15 protein-coding genes are annotated in these 15,555 nt (G+C 68.3%); 4 read left to right on the plus strand and 11 right to left on the minus strand.

Translation table 11 applies throughout. From position 1 onward, the window contains the following. Positions 1 to 13 precede the first annotated feature (13 nt). Genes RHM57_RS11605 through RHM57_RS11615 form a run of 3 tightly spaced genes read right to left on the minus strand, consistent with a single transcriptional unit; the run spans position 14 to position 2,063 of the window. Positions 14 to 382, minus strand: a complete 369-nt coding sequence (locus RHM57_RS11605; RefSeq protein WP_322188176.1) for a hypothetical protein — start codon at positions 380 to 382, stop codon at positions 14 to 16. Then, positions 379 to 1,383 (minus strand): tRNA pseudouridine(55) synthase TruB, encoded by a 1,005-nt coding sequence (gene truB, locus RHM57_RS11610; RefSeq protein WP_322188178.1) that lies wholly within the window; start codon positions 1,381 to 1,383, stop codon positions 379 to 381. The genes RHM57_RS11605 and truB overlap by 4 nt, the downstream gene beginning before the upstream one ends. Continuing rightward, positions 1,380 to 2,063: a TetR/AcrR family transcriptional regulator gene (locus tag RHM57_RS11615; RefSeq protein ID WP_241975391.1), complete on the minus strand. Its 684-nt coding sequence runs from the start codon at positions 2,061 to 2,063 to the stop codon at positions 1,380 to 1,382. The genes truB and RHM57_RS11615 overlap by 4 nt, the downstream gene beginning before the upstream one ends. A 94-nt stretch (positions 2,064 to 2,157) precedes the next feature. On the opposite strand from RHM57_RS11615, the gene RHM57_RS11620 reads away from it, so the two are divergent. Both RHM57_RS11620 and RHM57_RS11625 read left to right on the plus strand, forming a co-directional pair. Continuing rightward, positions 2,158 to 3,582 carry an MFS transporter gene (locus RHM57_RS11620; RefSeq protein ID WP_322188180.1) on the plus strand — a complete coding sequence of 475 codons (1,425 nt, stop codon included), beginning with the start codon at positions 2,158 to 2,160 and terminating at the stop codon, positions 3,580 to 3,582. A gap of 123 nt (positions 3,583 to 3,705) precedes the next feature. Next, positions 3,706 to 4,713, plus strand: a complete 1,008-nt coding sequence (locus RHM57_RS11625) for a 2-dehydropantoate 2-reductase (protein WP_322188182.1) — start codon at positions 3,706 to 3,708, stop codon at positions 4,711 to 4,713. Between the two features lie 16 nt (positions 4,714 to 4,729). Here RHM57_RS11625 and RHM57_RS11630 read toward each other — a convergent pair whose 3' ends face one another. Continuing rightward, on the minus strand, positions 4,730 to 5,392 hold the full coding sequence (locus RHM57_RS11630; protein ID WP_134559484.1) for a hypothetical protein: 663 nt from the start codon (positions 5,390 to 5,392) through the stop codon (positions 4,730 to 4,732). Between the two features lie 106 nt (positions 5,393 to 5,498). Here RHM57_RS11630 and RHM57_RS11635 point away from each other — a divergent pair, with 106 nt between their 5' ends. Continuing rightward, positions 5,499 to 6,365, plus strand: coding sequence for an A/G-specific adenine glycosylase (locus RHM57_RS11635; protein ID WP_198413446.1), 867 nt, complete (start codon positions 5,499 to 5,501; stop codon positions 6,363 to 6,365). 8 nt (positions 6,366 to 6,373) lie between these two features. Then, entirely contained in the window at positions 6,374 to 7,102 is a 729-nt protein-coding gene (locus RHM57_RS11640) for a DUF72 domain-containing protein (RefSeq protein ID WP_134445859.1), read from the plus strand. Between the two features lie 22 nt (positions 7,103 to 7,124). Here the strand turns inward: RHM57_RS11640 and RHM57_RS11645 are convergent, their stop codons facing one another. From RHM57_RS11645 to ispG, 7 genes are all read right to left on the minus strand, one after another. Next, a complete protein-coding gene (locus tag RHM57_RS11645; RefSeq protein WP_134445860.1) occupies positions 7,125 to 7,331 on the minus strand; it encodes a hypothetical protein in 207 nt (68 codons plus the stop codon). Positions 7,332 to 7,444: 113 nt separating this feature from the next. Then, positions 7,445 to 7,933 (minus strand): 30S ribosome-binding factor RbfA, encoded by a 489-nt coding sequence (gene rbfA / locus RHM57_RS11650; protein WP_134445861.1) that lies wholly within the window; start codon positions 7,931 to 7,933, stop codon positions 7,445 to 7,447. A 144-nt stretch (positions 7,934 to 8,077) separates the two neighbouring features. Beyond that, positions 8,078 to 10,951 (minus strand): translation initiation factor IF-2, encoded by a 2,874-nt coding sequence (gene infB, locus RHM57_RS11655; RefSeq protein WP_322135426.1) that lies wholly within the window; start codon positions 10,949 to 10,951, stop codon positions 8,078 to 8,080. Positions 10,952 to 11,027: 76 nt separating this feature from the next. After that, a complete protein-coding gene (locus tag RHM57_RS11660) occupies positions 11,028 to 11,285 on the minus strand; it encodes a YlxR family protein (protein WP_134445863.1) in 258 nt (85 codons plus the stop codon). An 8-nt stretch (positions 11,286 to 11,293) separates the two neighbouring features. Then, entirely contained in the window at positions 11,294 to 12,304 is a 1,011-nt protein-coding gene (gene nusA / locus RHM57_RS11665; RefSeq protein WP_134445864.1) for a transcription termination factor NusA, read from the minus strand. Positions 12,305 to 12,439: 135 nt separating this feature from the next. Next, positions 12,440 to 14,203, minus strand: coding sequence for a proline--tRNA ligase (locus RHM57_RS11670; protein WP_134445865.1), 1,764 nt, complete (start codon positions 14,201 to 14,203; stop codon positions 12,440 to 12,442). Between the two features lie 128 nt (positions 14,204 to 14,331). Then, positions 14,332 to 15,489: a flavodoxin-dependent (E)-4-hydroxy-3-methylbut-2-enyl-diphosphate synthase gene (ispG, locus tag RHM57_RS11675; RefSeq protein ID WP_322188184.1), complete on the minus strand. Its 1,158-nt coding sequence runs from the start codon at positions 15,487 to 15,489 to the stop codon at positions 14,332 to 14,334. Positions 15,490 to 15,555 lie beyond the last annotated feature (66 nt).

Raw genomic sequence — 15,555 nt, forward strand, 5'->3', positions numbered from 1 at the left:
GGGAGCGAGACTCTCACAAGCCCTGCACTGTCCAGATCTGGAACATCCGGTACACCATGACCGCGATCGCGAGGCACGCGCCGCCGAGAATGACCGTGCTCCAGCGGCTGCGTTCGATGAGCGCCCAGGCGGCGGCGACGACGGGAACGATGAGGGCGCTCACGAGGTAGGTGTAGAACTCGAGCAGGCTGCCGCTCGCCGTGTTCCCGGCGAAGGGTGCCGCGATCGAAACGACGAGTTGCCCGACGAGGAGCAGTTCGACGAGCGCCGTCGCGCCCATCGTGAGGTCGTTCGGGACCCGGCCGAACAGCCCGAGAAACAGGCAGAGCACGCCGGCGAGCACCGCGACACCGACCTGGAGCCAGGTGAACCACTCGATCACGAGGACTCCCCCGCTGCGGCCTCGTCGGGCGGGAAGTTGATCACGGTGCGGGCTTGGGTGCCCCGAAGCTCGACGAGGCCGACGAGCCGGCCGCCGGGGGCGATCGCGGCGAGCGGAGCCGCGGTCCCCGCTGCCCCGGTATCCGCGATCTCGGTCGTGACCTCGATACGTTTGCCGTGACCGAGGTCGATCGCCTGTTGTTCGGTGAGGTCGAGGCGCCCGAGCACACGCGTCGCGGCATCCGCCGGCCTGATGAGAGCGGCGGCGACGTCGAGCTCCGCGAGGGGCTGGGCGTTCTCGATGCGGAACGGGCCGATGCGGGTGCGGCGGAGCGCGGTCAGGTGCCCTCCGACGCCGAGCCCGGCGCCGAGGTCGCGGGCGAGGGCCCGGATGTACGTGCCGGAGGAGCACTCGACGCGCACCTCGAGGTCGAGGAAGCCGTCGACGGGCGTGCTCGAGAGCAGTTCGAAGGCGGCGATGGTGACAGGCCGGGCGGGCAACTGCACGTCCTCCCCGTCGCGGACGCGGGCATACGCGCGCTTTCCGTCGACCTTGATCGCGCTCACCGCGCTCGGCTGCTGGCTGATATACCCGGTCAGCCGGGCGATTCCGGCCGCAATGGCCGCGGGCTCGATGAGTGCGACGGATGCCTCAGGCGCGCGGGAGACTTCCTCGCCCTCCGCGTCGTCCGTGGTCGTCGCCGAGCCGAGCCGGATCGTGGCCAGGTATTCCTTGTCGAGCCCGACGATGAAGGTGAGCAGTCGGGTCGAGCTGTTGATGCCGAGGATCAGCAGGCCGGTGGCCATCGGGTCGAGGGTGCCCGCGTGGCCGACTTTGCGGGTGCCTGCGAGGCGCCGCGTGCGGGCGACGGCGTCGTGGCTCGTCCAACCCTGCGGCTTGTCGACGAGGAGCAGGCCGCTCGCGGTGGAATGCACCCGCGCGCTGTTTCGGGACGACGTCTCGTCGTTGGGTTCGGTCTCGCGCTCGATGTCTGCACTCATGAGTGTGTCCCTGCAGTGCCGGTCGGGGCGGACATGGCGTGCGAGGCGTGCGAGCCTGTCGCGTCGAGCACGACGTCGAGCTTGCCCCGGAAGGCGCACCGCATCAGCTCCTCTGCGGCCTCGTCGTCCTCGAAGATGTCCGGGAGCCGGATGGCGAGCAGGGTGTTGAAGAGCATGCCGTTCGCGAGGAAATCGCGGATGATCTCCGGGGGGAACCCGGCTTCGTCGCGCAGCATCCGGTAGATCTGCAGGAAACCCTCCCTGGCCTTGGCGCCGATCACCGGGTCATGCCCGGTGATGAAGGCCTGCATGAGCGAGAGCAGGATGCCGCGGTCCTCGATCAGGTCGACGTATGCGGCCCCGAGACGGGCGACGAGCGAGTCGGCGTCGTCGTCGCCGGCCGGCTGGGGCTCGGCAAGGACCACGCGAAAGGTCGTGATGAGTTTGTCAAGAGCACGGGCGACGACCTCGAGGAAGAGGTTCTCCTTCGTGCCGAACATCCGCACGACGTACGGCTGGCTGATCCCGGCGGCCTGCGCGACCTGGTCGGTCGTGGCACCGGAGTATCCACGTTCACCGAAGACGCGGCTCGCCGCGGCCAGGATCTGTTCCCTGCGCAACGCCGCGGGGATTCGTTCGGTGGTCGTTTCTTTGGCTGCCGTACCGGATTCTTCACTCACTCTTGACATGGTATCCGCGAATAACTATTGTCTCTATTTGTAATCATTCGATTACAACATTCCATGCTTCTTCGCCCCCTCGATTGGATACCACGTGTCCCAGCCCATCACGCGTCGCGTCCCGATCTGGCTCGCCATCGTCGCGTCCTCACTCCCCATGTTCATGGCCACCCTCGACAACCTCGTCGTGACCGGTGCCCTCCCCGTGATCAACCGAGACCTCGGCGCTTCCATCGAGGAGCTGCAATGGGTGATCAACGCGTACTCGCTGAGCTTCGCGACCTTCATGCTGATGGCCGTCGCCATCGGCGACCGCTTCGGCCGGCGAACCGTCTTCCTAGCCGGGATCGCGATCTTCACGGTCGCCTCCGCGCTCGCCGGTCTCTCGACAGAGCCCTGGCAGCTCATCACCGCGCGGGCGATCCAGGGTGTCGGGGCCGCTGCCCTGATGCCGTTGTCGCTCACCCTCCTCGTCGGCTCGGTCAGCGAGAAGCGCCGCCCGGCCGCGATCGGTATCTGGGGCGGAATCTCCGGCCTCGGCGTCGCACTCGGCCCGCTCATCGGCGGCGCCGTCGTCGAAGGCTGGAACTGGCAGGCCATCTTCTGGTTGAACGTCCCGCTCGGCGTGATCTCGATCCCACTCGCCCTGGTCGCCCTGCCGAACAGCTTCGGGGCCAGGGTCCGGGCGGATGTCGTGGGTCTCGTCCTCGCCGGGGTCGGCGTCTTCGGTCTCGTCTACGGCATCGTTCGCGGCAACGACGCGGGCTGGACCAGCCTCGAGGTCCTCGGCGCGCTCGCCGGCGGCGCGGCCCTGCTCGCGGCCTTCATCGCCTGGGAAGCCCGCACGCCTGACCCTTTGCTGCCACTCCGGCTGTTCCGGGACCGCAGCTTCACCGTCGCCAACCTCGTCGGCCTCACCTTCAGCTTCGGCATCTTCGGGTCCATCTTCATCCTGATCCAGTTCCTGCAGATCGTGCAGGGGCACACCCCGCTCGAGGCCGGCCTGATGACGATGCCCTGGACCCTCGCGCCCATGGTGATCGCCCCGCTCACCGGCCTGCTCAGTCCGCGAACGGGCACCCGGCTTCCGATCGTGCTCGGACTCTCCTTCCTCGCCATCGCGATGGGCTGGCTGGCGGTGGAGATGAGTGCGACGGTTGCATACATCGACCTCGTGCCCGCGTTCCTCCTCGCTGGCGTCGGAATGGGACTCGTGTTCGCGCCGAGCTCCACGGCAGTGCTCGCGAACATGGTCCCGAACGACCACGCGAAGGCGACCGGAACCAACTCGACCCTGCGCGAGATCGGCGTGGCGCTCGGCGTCGCGGTCCTCACGGCCGTCTTCACGGGTGCCGGAGGAGAGCTGACCCCGACCGGCTACGTGGATGCGGCGGTCCCGGCGATCGTCGTCGGGGCATCCGTGCTCGGTCTGGCCGCCCTGATCGGGCTCGCCCTGCCCCACGGTCGCCGTGCGCCCGCAGCGACTCCCGTCCCCGAGCCCGCCACCCTCTCCGCCTGACCCTTCCGGTAGCTCGCGAGAGTACGTTTTTGGCCCTTAAGAACGGGTTTTAAGGGCCAAAAGTGTACTCTCGCGGGAAGGACGGGCGGGATGGGCGGGGCAGGGGCGACCTAGGCTGGGGGGATGCGAATTGCTGTGATCGGTGCGGGTGCCCTCGGCGGAACGTTCGCTACGCTACTGGAGAAGGCCGGGCATACCGTGACCGTGACGGCACGGGGAAAGGCCCTGGGCGTCATCCGCTCGGAGGGCATTCACCTGACCGGCGGCTTCGGCGACGAGACCGCCCGGCCGGCTGCTGTCGAACTGCTCACCGAGACGCCCGAGCTCACGCTCGTCTGCACCAAGGCGCAGGATGCCGCCGCCGCGATCACGGCCAACGCGGCGGTCCTCGACGGCTCGCCGGTGATCGTCGTGCAGAACGGGCTCGACGGTGTCGCGACGGCGCGACGGATCCTGCCGAACTCCGACTGCTTCGGGGCGCTCTCGATCATCGCCGCGAACTATGCGGCGCCGGGACTCGTCACCGTGACCACGCCGGCACCGACGTACATCGGGCACGATACCGGTGACATCGACGCGGGAACGCTCGCCTGGCAGGGTGTGCTCGACGCGGCATTCCCGACGATCGCGACCTCGAACTTCGTCGGCGCCCAGTGGACGAAGCTCGTGGTCAACATGCTCAACGCGCTCCCGGCAGTGACCGGGCTGAGCGTGCAGGAGGTCGTCGACGATGCGGAGCTCCGTCGGGTCCTGACCGCGAGCATGCGGGAGACCGTGCGCGTCGGCGTCGCCCGCGGGGTGCGTTTCGGGGCGCTGCAGGGGCTCGGCGACCGCCGGTTGCGTGGTTTCGCCGGCCTTCCGCTCTCGATCGGGCAGCTGCTGCCGCGCCTGATGCGGGCCAGGATGGGCGACGTGCCGAACCTCGGCTCGACATTGCAGAGCCTCCGCAGGGGTCAGCTGACCGAGATCGACCACCTCAACGGGGTCGTCGTGCGGGAGGCCGCGGCGGCAGGCGTCGCCGCGCCGGTCAATACCCTGCTGACTGCCCTTGTGCACGAAGTCGAGGCCACAGGACACCCGCTCACACGAGCCGAGGTGCTCGTGCGCTTCGCCCCGCTCCGACTGCGGTAGGCCTCGCGGCGCCGGCTCAGCAGCTGTCGAAGAAGAGACGGCGGGGATCCGCCGGATTGGCGAGGTCGACGACGGCCGTCGCCCACGACCTGGGCCGGACCTCGGCCCGGTAGAGCCGGTTGGCGATGGCCCGGTCGTCGGGAACAGGGGAACCACCCAGTGCAGGGTCTGTCGTGGTATCCGCAGCATCACCGAGTTCCCCGGAGGGCTTCAGCTCAGCGGCGAGGTCGATGAAAGCGCCGGTCGACGAGGCATCCGCTGCGGTCTCGGTCAGCACGCTGTACGACCAGCCGTCGCGGAGTTCCTTCCTGAGCAGGAACTCCCCGTCGAAGATCAGGGTGTCGTCCGCAGGCCCCGTCGCGCCGGCGACGCGGAACGGGACCAGGAGCGCCCTGCGGAGCAGGTCGAAGTCGTCGCGGTGGCGGAACAGTCGCTCCGGCGAGGCCGGCCCGAAGGCCGTCTGCTCCTCGGTGGAGCGCTCGAAGTCGGCGAGCGAGGCGCGGGACACGGCGTGCCCGGTCGCGGCGAAGGCCGCTGCGAGGTCGTCGGCGAAGGCGGCCCGCGCGATGGGGTCCGTCCCGTCGATCGCGACCATCGTGCGGCCTCGGCCGTAGAGGCTGAGGATCTCCGTTGCGAGGTCGCGGAGGAAGTCGAGGCGTGGTGTCGAAACAAGCGTCATGAATCGAGCCTAGGTTAGTGGGGTGAATGCAACCGTCATCGCGCCCATCGAATCCGCGGGAGTGCCAGCCACCGGGTCTGCCCCCGAGGCCGATGGCACCGGTGAGATCGCGAGCCTCGTCAATGCCTGGTTCGGCCTGCACGCTCGCGACCTTCCCTGGCGCCGCGACGGTTTCGGCGCGTGGGGCGTGCTCGTGAGCGAGTTCATGCTGCAGCAGACGCCGGTGACCCGGGTGATTCCGCACCTCGAGGCGTGGCTCACCCGCTGGCCGACACCCGCCGACCTCGCCGCCGTTCCGCCGGGCGAGGCCGTGCGGGCATGGGCGACGCTCGGCTACCCGCGGCGCGCGCTCTGGCTGCACGCCGCGGCCGTCGAGATCACCGAGAACCACGGCGGAATCGTGCCGCAGGACGTCGGCGTGCTCCTCACGCTGACGGGGATCGGCGACTACACCGCGCGGGCGGTCGCCGCGTTCGCGTACGGCCACCGGCATCCGGTCGTCGACACGAACACGCGCCGGGTCATCGCCCGCTGCGTCGCAGGCCAGGCCGAACCCGCGCCGCCGAGCCGCACCCGCGATCTCGCGGCCATGAACGCGCTCCTTCCGGCGGATGTCCGTGCCGCGGCCGTCTTCAACGCCGGCGCCATGGAACTGGGCGCGCTCGTTTGCACGTCAGCACGCCCGCGCTGCGCGGACTGCCCGCTCGCCGCGCTCTGCGCCTGGCGCGCGGCCGGCTACCCGGAGTACCAGGGTCAGAAGAAGACCGTTCAGAAGAAGTTCGCCGGCAGCGACCGGCAGGTGCGCGGCCTGATCCTCGCCGAGTTGCGCTCGACGAGGCACCCGGTGACGGATGCCGAGATCGCCACGCTCTGGCCGGACCCCGCCCAGCTCGGTCGGGCCCTGTCCGGCCTCCTGTCCGACGGGCTCGCGGTGCGCGTCGCTGCAGGGTCATACTCGCTCCCCCACGAGTAGGCGCGACCGTGAGCATCCGGATCGGCACCTCCGGCTGGAGTTACGAGCACTGGGACGGGGTGCTCTACCCGTCCGGGCTCCCCGCCGCCCGGCGGCTCGAGGTCTACGCCTCCCGTTTCGACACCGTCGAACTCAACGCGAGTTTCTACCGCTGGCCGCGGGAGTCGACGTTCGCCGGCTGGAGACGCCGCCTTCCCGAGGGATTCCTGCTCTCGGTGAAGGCGCCCCGTGGGCTCACCCACGCGAAGAGGCTCTATGCTCCCGAGGTTTGGGCGGCACGGATCGCCGCGTGCTGGCACGAGCTCGGCGACAAGCGCGCCGTCCTGCTCGTGCAGCTGCCGCCGGCGATGGAGCGCGACGATGCCAGGCTGGACTTCTTCCTCGCCGCCCTGCCGCACTGGATCAGGGTCGCCGTCGAGTTCCGGCACGACAGCTGGCTGTGCGAGGAGGTCTTCGCGATCCTCGAGCGGCACGGCGCCGCATACTGCGTGCTGAGCGGCGCGAACCTGCCGTGTGTCCTGCGCGCGACCGCACCGTTCGTGTACGTGCGGATGCACGGCCCCGATCGAGAGCACCTGTACGGAGGCTCGTACTCGGAGGCCGACCTCGATTGGTGGGCGGAACGCATCCGCGACTGGCAGGGCACAGGACGGGACGTGTTCGTCTACTTCAACAACGACGGCGGTGGAAACGCGGTCCGGAATGCGAGCGGGCTGGCCTCGCGATTCGGGAGCTGAGACCCCGACCGCTGCGACGCGGCTACTTCGCGAGCGTCGCGATCGCCTGGGCCCACAGGAAGAACTTGTTGGTGCCGAGGTCACCGATCGTGTCGATGCCGAACGCCGCCTTGAGGTGCTCGGCATCGCTGTCGCTGACGCCCTGGAGCGCCGCGACCGGCGCCTTCGCGAGCTCCTCCAGAGGGAGCGTTTCGTATGCTTTGTCGAGCTTGGCTGCGATGCCGGCCATGGGGTACCTCCACAGTGAGATGGGCTTTCCGGGGAACGAAAGCGCTTTTAAGCGTAGTTCTCCCCGGTCTCCCTCGCTAGGTGCGCTGAGTCAGCGTCCGCTGGAGGCAACCGCTATTCGGCGTGGTGACCGACGGCGGGAGTCTCGTCCTCGTCGTCGTCGTCATCGTCGTCGCCCTCGAACTCGCGCGGCTTGACGTAGGGGTCTTCGTCGCCGGCGTACTGGGCGCCCTGTGCGAGCGCGCCGACCTGGCTGTCGCGCTCCCGCGCTTCGCGGAGAAGGTCGTCGATGAGGGCGGCGTTCTCGGGGATCGCGTCCGCGATGAACTCGAGCGACGGGGTCAGCCGGGCGGTGATGTTCTTGCCGACCTCGCTGCGCAGCAGCCCGGTGGCCGCCTTGAGCGCCGCGGCGCTGTCGGTGCGCTCCTCGAGGGAGCCGTAGACGGTGTAGAAAACGGATGCGTGTTGCAGGTCACCCGTCACCTTGACGTCCGTGATGGTCACGAAGCCGAGCCTCGGGTCACGCAGGCCGCGTTCGAGCCGCTTTGCCACGATGACCTTGATGCGGTCGGCCATTTTTCTGGCGCGTTCCGGATCTGCCATGGTCTCACTCCTCTTGCTTCGGTACTGCGTTACGTCGATGCGTGGAAAATCTGGTGAATCGAGAAGCTGTCGTGCTGAGCGACCAACGGGCCTCAGGCCCCTCACGGAGAGGAGCCGGAGACCCGTCGATCAGACGCGGCCTGGTTAGACGCGCGGCTTTTCCTTCAGTTCGATCGTCTCGATCTCGTCGCCGATCTGGATGTCGTTGAACTTGCCGAGACCGATACCGGCCTCGAAGTCCGTACGAACCTCGGTGACGTCGTCCTTGAAACGACGCAGCGACTCGATGCCGAGGTTGTCTCCCACGACGACGCCGTTGCGGATGACCCGCGCCTTGGCGTTCCTCGTGATGACACCCGAGCGGACGATGACGCCGGCCACGTTTCCGAACTTGGACGAGCTGAACACCTCGCGGATCTCGGCGACACCACTCTGCACCTCTTCGAACTCGGGCTTGAGCATTCCCTTGAGGGAGTTCTCGATGTCCTCGAGCGCGTTGTAGATGACCGAGTAGAACCGCACGTCGACACCCTCGCGGGCTGCACGCTCGCGGGCCTTGGTGTCCGGGCGCACGTTGAAGCCGATGATGATGGCGTTGTCGACGGTGGCGAGGTTGACGTCGCTCTCCGTGACCGCACCGACACCGCGGTGGATGATGCGCAGCTGCACGGAGTCGTCGACCTCGATCTTGAGGAGCGACTCTTCCAGGGCCTCGACGGCACCGGAAACGTCACCCTTGATGATGAGGTTGAGCGATTCGACCTTGCCCTCTTCGAGTGCACGGGTGAAGTCTTCGAGGCTGATGCGCTTGCGGGCCTTGGCCAGCAGGGCGTTGCGCTCGGCGGCTTCGCGCTTCTCGGCGATCTGACGGGCGGTGCGGTCTTCCTGGATGACGAGGAAGGTGTCACCGGCCCGGGGAACGCTCGAGAGGCCCTGGACCTGCACGGCGCGCGACGGCGTCGCGGCGAGCACGGCAACGCCGTTTTCGTCGGCCATCGCACGAACGCGGCCATAGGCCGTTCCGGCGACGATCGAGTCGCCGACGTGCAGCGTTCCCGACTGGATGAGCACGGTTGCGACCGCGCCGCGGCCCTTGTCGAGACGAGCCTCGATGGCGACGCCACGGGCGTCCTTGTCGGGGTTGGCGCGCATGTCGAGTCCGGCGTCCGCGGTGAGGAGGACGGCCTCCAGGATTTCCTGGATGCCGATCTTCTGCTTCGCAGACACGTCGACGAACATGACGTCTCCGCCGTACTCTTCGGCGACGAGCCCGAATTCGGTGAGCTGCTGGCGCACCTTCTGCGGGTTGGCGCCTGGCTTGTCGATCTTGTTGACCGCGACCACGATCGGCACATTGGCCGCCTGGGCGTGGTTGAGGGCCTCAATGGTCTGGGGCATGATGCCGTCGTCCGCCGCGACCACGAGGATCGCGATGTCCGTCACCTGGGCACCACGGGCACGCATGGCGGTGAACGCCTCGTGGCCCGGTGTGTCGATGAAGGTGATGGCGCGGTCGATGCCCTCGTGCTCGGTGATGACCTGGTACGCGCCGATGTGCTGGGTGATTCCGCCGGCTTCGCCAGCGGCTACCTTCGCGTTACGGATCGCATCGAGGAGCGCGGTCTTTCCGTGGTCGACGTGACCCATGACGGTGACGACCGGCGGACGGGCCTTGAGCTCGTCATCGGTCTCTTCGGCCAGTTCCTGGTCGATGTCGATGTCGAAGCCGAGAAGCAGTTCGCGATCTTCGTCGTCGGGCGAGACCATCTGGATCTTGTAACCGAGTTCTTCACCGAGCACATCGAAGGTCGCCTCGTCGAGGGACTCCGTCGCCGTCGCCATTTCACCGAGGTGGAACAGCACGGTGACGAGGTTTCCGGGGCTCGCGTCGATCTTGTCGGCGAAGTCCGTGATCGAGGCGCCGCGGCGCAGACGCACCACGGTTCCGCCGTCGCCGCGGGGGACGCTGACGCCACCCAGCGACGGAGCCTCGCGCAGCTCGAACTCGGCGCGCTTCGTGCGCTTGGATTTGCGGGCCTTGTTCTTGCCGCCTCCGCGACCGAACGCACCAGCGGTTCCGCCACCGGGGCCGCGACCGCGGCCACCTGCGCCGCCGCCACCGGCGGGACGCGGCGGGCCGAAGCCGGGGGCACCGGCGGGCGCGCCACCGGGGCGCTGGAAGGCGGGACGTGCTCCGCCGGCTCCGGCGCCGCCCGGACGCTGGAACGCGCCGGGACGCTGGCCGAAACCGGTCGGGCGCGGAGCCTGGCCGGGTCCGCCCGGACGCGGTGCGCCGGGGCGGGGTGCGGCGGGACGGGGGATGTTGCTCGGGGCCGTCGAGGACGGCGGGCGCTGGCCCATGCCCTGTGCGCTCGCGAACGGGTTGTTGCCCGGACGCGGCGTGGGGGTCTTGCCCATGCCCTGGTTGCTGGCGAAGGGGTTGTTGCCCGGACGTGCCGACGGCGGGCGCGGAACGCTCGCGCCGGGCTTGGCGCCCGTGGACGGACCACGGTCGGACTTGGCCGCCGGGGTGGCCGTCTTCGGGGCGGTCGGGTCTGCTGCGGCAGCCTGTTCGGCAGCCTTCTCGATGCTCGCGGACTTCTCAGCGGCTGCGGCCTTTTCGACGGCGACCGTCTGGCGCTCTGCGACGGTGAGGGGCGCGACGGGATGCGGTGCGGCATCCGCTGCGGGGGCTTCGACGGGCGCGGCAGGAGCCGCACTCGGGCGTGCACCCGGCTTGACCGCGAGGCGGGCCGGTGAGGGCCGCGCGCCGGGCTTGACGCCTGTGGGGGCACCCGGCGTTGCGCCGGCACCCGGGGTGGTTGACGGGGCAGTGGTTCCGGCGCCGGAAGCGGCGTCGGCCAGCAGAGCCGCGCGCAGACGACGGGCTACCGGGGGTTCAACACTGCTGGACGGGCCCTTGACGAACTCGCCCATCTCTTTCAGTTTCGCAAGGGCTACCTTGCTGTCGACATTGAGCTCGCTAGCGATCTCATGTACGCGTGGTTTCGCAGCCACAATTCTCCAATTCCGGGTCTGCACCCGGAAAGGGGCAGACCGTTAGTAACGGACGGGTCTCATTTCGAGCCGCTCATTAGTTGTCCATTAGCCAGTTCAGCCTGTTCTCTAGTTGTTTCGCGTCCAGAGGACTGGTCACGCGAAGGGCACGCCCGAAAGCGCGTCGCCGCAGTGCGTCTTGGAAGCATTCGATGCTGGGATGCAGCCACGCGCCTCGACCGGGCAGAGTGGCGGTTTGATCCACCACGAGTTCCGAGTCTCGGGCTACGAACCTCTGTAAAGAGGCACGCGGAGCGCGCGAACGGCATCCAATGCACGTTCTAACGGGTTCCATCGTACCCCCTATTCCGTGTCCTCCAGGATGCTGTCCGGCTGGATGTCGATTTTGGCACCCGTCAGCTTGGCGGCCAGACGGGCATTCTGGCCCTCCTTGCCGATCGCGAGCGAGAGCTGGTAGTCGGGAACGAGGGCGCGAACGGCCTTGATCGACTGGTCGATCACGTAGGCGCTCGTCACCTTAGCCGGCGACAGGGCGCTCGCGACGAACGTCGCGAGGTCCGGCGAGTAGTCGACGATGTCGATCTTCTCGTTGTTGAGCTCAGCCGTCACGGCCCGGACGCGCTGGCCCAGTTCGCCGATGCAGGCGCCCTTGGCGTTGACGCCGGGCTCGGTCGCGCGCACGGCCATCTTGGTGCGGTGGCCGGCCTCGCGGGCGAGGGAGACGATCTCGACGACACCGCTCGCGATCTCGGGGACCTCGAGGGCGAACAGGCGCCGGACGAGGGACGGGTGGGTGCGCGACACGGTGATCTGCGGCCCCTTGAGGCCCTTGCCGACGGCCGTGACGTAGACCCGGATCCGGGCTCCGTGCACGTAGGTCTCGCCGGGGACCTGTTCTTCCGGCGGAAGGATCGCTTCGATCGTGCCGAGGTCGACGTGGATCATCCGCGGGTTCGGGCCCTGCTGGATGACGCCGGCGACGATCTCGCCCTCGCGTCCCTTGAATTCTCCGAGTACCGCGTCATCGGCCAGGTCGCGGAGACGCTGGTTGATGACCTGCTTCGCGGCGAAGGCCGCGATCCGGCCGAAGTCGGTCGGGTTGTTGATCGCTTCGCCGATGACGTTGCCGTCGTCGTCGAGCTCTGGTACAAAAATGTCGACATGGCCGGACTTGCGGTCGAGGACGACACGCGCTTCCGGCTCTTCTTCGACGGCCTGCTTCGTTGTCTCACCCTGGTGGGTGTGCTTGACGTATGCCGTCAAGATCGCCTGCTCGATGATCTGCACGAGTTCCTCGAAGGGAATCTCTTTCTCGCGCTCCAACTGCCGCAACACGCTGAGGTCGATGTCCATGGCCGGCCTCCTCTATTCAGATTCTGCCGCCGCGAAACTGCGCAGCGGGCTGGTATCTACGGTACCCGACGGAACAGGCGCCCGTCACCCCGAAGGGGACGGGCGCCTGTTCCAGACGGACTTTCTGGGCGGTTCTCAGGCGAAGTGCGCCCCGAGGTTGTCCACAGCGCACTGGATGCGCTCTCCCGAGCTGCGGTCCCAGAGCTCGACGATGCCGTCGACGGCTCCGCGTCCGACGATCACGATCTGCGGGACCCCGATCAGTTCGGCGTCGCCGAACTTGACGCCGGGCGAGACCTTGCGGCGGTCGTCGTAGATGACCTCCCGCCCGGTCGCCTCGAGGGTCGCGGCCACCGCGGCCGCGGTCTCGAAGACGATCTCGTCGCGCCCTGCCGCGATCACGTGCACGTCGAACGGGGCGACCGACACCGGCCAGATCAGGCCCTTCGGATCGTTGTTGAGCTCCGCGAGGAGGGCGAGGATGCGGGTGACCCCGATCCCGTACGAACCCATCGTGACCGTGACGAGCTTTCCGTTCTCGTCGAGAACCTTGAGTCCGAGCGCTTCGGCGTACTTCCGGCCGAGCTGGAAGACGTGGCCGATCTCGACGCCGCGGGCAAGCTCGACAGGGCCGGAGCCGTCGGGCGCCGGGTCGCCGGCGCGAACGTTCGCGACCTCCGCGGTTCCGTCGGCGGCGAAGTCGCGCCCGGCGACGAGGCCGAAGACGTGACGACCGTTCTCGTTCGCTCCGGTGATCCACGCGGTGCCGTCGACGACGCGGGGGTCGACGAGATAACGGATGCCGGTGGCCGATTTCTCGCCGAGCACTGCACCGGCCAGGGCCCACGGTCCGATGTAGCCCGTGACGAGACCCGGGTGCTTGGCGAGGTCGCCTGCGTTCGCCGCTTCGACCTCTGCGGGGGCGAAGGCGACCTCGGCGCGCTTGAGGTCGACGTCGCGGTCACCCGGAACGCCGACGATGACGAGGTCGCGGGTGCCGTCGAGGTTGGTCAGGGCGAGCACGATGTTCTTGAGGGTGTCCGCTGCGGTCCACTCCCTGCCGTCGGTGCGCGGGTGGTTCGCGTTCGCGCTGTCGACGAGGGTCTGGATGGTCGGGGTGTCCGGGGTGTCGTGCACCTCGGCGGCCGGAAGCGCCGTCCAGTCGATGACGGGAGGGACCAGGGTCGTGAATGCCTCGACGTTGGCGGCGTACCCGCCCGCCGAACGCACGAAGGTGTCTTCGCCGATGGGGGTGGGGTGCAGGAACTCTTCGCTCCGGGATCCGCCCATCGCACCGGCATCCGCCTTGACGATGACGTACTCGAGGCCGAGACGGGTGAAGATGCGCTCGTAGGCGTCGCGCTGGGCCTGGTAGCTCAGGTCGAGGCCGGCGTCGGTGTAGTCGAAGGAGTACGCGTCCTTCATCGTGAACTCGCGGCCGCGGAGGAGGCCGGCGCGGGGACGGGCCTCGTCGCGGTACTTGTCCTGGATCTGGTAGATCGACAGGGGCAGGTCCTTGTAGCTGTTGTAGAGGTCCTTGACGAGCAGCGTGAAGACCTCCTCGTGGGTCGGCGCGAGCAGGAGGTCGCTGCCCTTGCGGTCCTGGAGGCGGAAGAGGCCCTCGCCGTACTCGTCCCAGCGGCCGGTGACCTCGTAGGGTTCGCGCGGGAGCAGGGCGGGGAAGTGCACCTCGAAGGCACCGGCCTCGGCCATCTCCTCGCGGACGATGGTCTCGATCTTGTTCTTGACGCGGAGGCCGATCGGGAGCCAGGCGAAGATGCCGGGGGCCTGGCGGCGGATGTAACCGGCCCGGACGAGGAGTCGGTGACTGGTGACCTCGGCATCCGAGGGGTCTTCGCGAAGGGTACGGAGGAAATAAGACGACAGACGTGTAGGCACCCCCCTACTTTACGGCGCGCGCCGGACACGACTGTTGCCGTTGCGGACAACCGTGGCCGGCAGAGCAGGCTCAGTTGTCCGCAACGGCAACAGTTTCCGCGGGAATGCGGCGGTTGCGGCGGGTCGCGCTACCGCGAGATGGTGACCACGGGGACGCCGAGGGAGTCCTCGGACGGCGGCATCTCTGCGGCGAGGCGGTTGGCCTCCTCGATCAGGGTCGCGACGATCTCGGACTCCGGCACGGTCTTGATGACCTCGCCGCGCACGAAGATCTGGCCCTTGCCGTTGCCGGATGCGACGCCGAGGTCGGCGTCGCGGGCCTCGCCCGGTCCGTTGACGACGCAGCCCATCACGGCGACGCGCAAAGGAACGGTCATGCCCTCGAGGCCGTCGGTGACGTCGTTCGCGAGCTTGTAGACATCCACCTGGGCGCGGCCGCAACTCGGGCAGGAGACGATCTCGAGCTTGCGTTCGCGGAGGTTGAGCGACTGGAGGATCTGCAGGCCGACCTTGACCTCTTCGGCGGGAGGGGCGCTGAGCGACACGCGGATGGTGTCGCCGATGCCCTCGCCGAGCAGGATGCCGAAGGCCGTCGCGCTCTTTATGGTGCCCTGGAAGGAGGGGCCGGCCTCGGTGACACCCAGGTGCAGGGGCCAGTCGCCGCGCTCGGCGAGGAGGCGGTACGCCTTGACCATGATCACGGGGTCGTTGTGCTTGACCGAGATCTTGAAGTCGTGGAAGTCGTGTTCCTCGAAGAGGCTCGCCTCCCAGACGGCGCTCTCGACGAGCGCCTCAGGGGTGGCCTTGCCGTACTTCTGCATGATGCTCGGCTCGAGGGAGCCGGCGTTGACGCCGATCCGGATCGAGACGCCGGCGGCCTTGGCCGCCGCCGCGATCTTGCCGACCTGGTCGTCGAACTTGCGGATGTTGCCCGGGTTGACCCGCACGCCGGCGCAGCCCGCGTCGATCGCCGCGAACACGTAACTCGGCTGGAAGTGGATGTCCGCGATCACGGGGATCTGGCTCTTCTTCGCGATGATCGGCAGGGCCTCTGCGTCGTCACGGCTCGGGACGGCGACACGCACGATATCGCATCCGCTCGCCGTGAGTTCGGCGATCTGCTGCAGGGTGCCGTTGATGTTGGTGGTCGGGGTCGTCGTCATCGACTGGACGCTCACACGGGCGTCACCGCCGACGAGGACCTTGCCGACCTTGATCTGCCGGCTCTTGCGCCGGGGAGCGAGGATTTCAGGTACTTTGGGCATTCCCAAATTGATTGCAGCCACGCGAATATCTTAGGTGCCCTGACTGGGCGGATGCCCGGCCCAGGCGATTTCCGCACCGGGCCGGCC

This window comes from Cryobacterium sp. 10S3 (genome assembly GCF_034344045.1).
Classification (GTDB): Bacteria; Actinomycetota; Actinomycetes; order Actinomycetales; family Microbacteriaceae; genus Cryobacterium; species Cryobacterium glucosi.

Excerpts from the sequence above, each read along its gene's own strand:
- truB (WP_322188178.1), bottom strand. The coding sequence starts at position 1,383 with ATGAGTGCAGACATCGAGCGCGAGACCGAACCCAACGACGAGACGTCG.
- RHM57_RS11625 (WP_322188182.1), top strand. The coding sequence starts at position 3,706 with ATGCGAATTGCTGTGATCGGTGCGGGTGCCCTCGGCGGAACGTTCGCT.
- RHM57_RS11630 (WP_134559484.1), bottom strand. The coding sequence starts at position 5,392 with ATGACGCTTGTTTCGACACCACGCCTCGACTTCCTCCGCGACCTCGCA.
- RHM57_RS11645 (WP_134445860.1), bottom strand. The coding sequence starts at position 7,331 with ATGGCCGGCATCGCAGCCAAGCTCGACAAAGCATACGAAACGCTCCCT.
- rbfA (WP_134445861.1), bottom strand. The coding sequence starts at position 7,933 with ATGGCAGATCCGGAACGCGCCAGAAAAATGGCCGACCGCATCAAGGTC.
- RHM57_RS11660 (WP_134445863.1), bottom strand. The coding sequence starts at position 11,285 with ATGGAACCCGTTAGAACGTGCATTGGATGCCGTTCGCGCGCTCCGCGT.
- nusA (WP_134445864.1), bottom strand. The coding sequence starts at position 12,304 with ATGGACATCGACCTCAGCGTGTTGCGGCAGTTGGAGCGCGAGAAAGAG.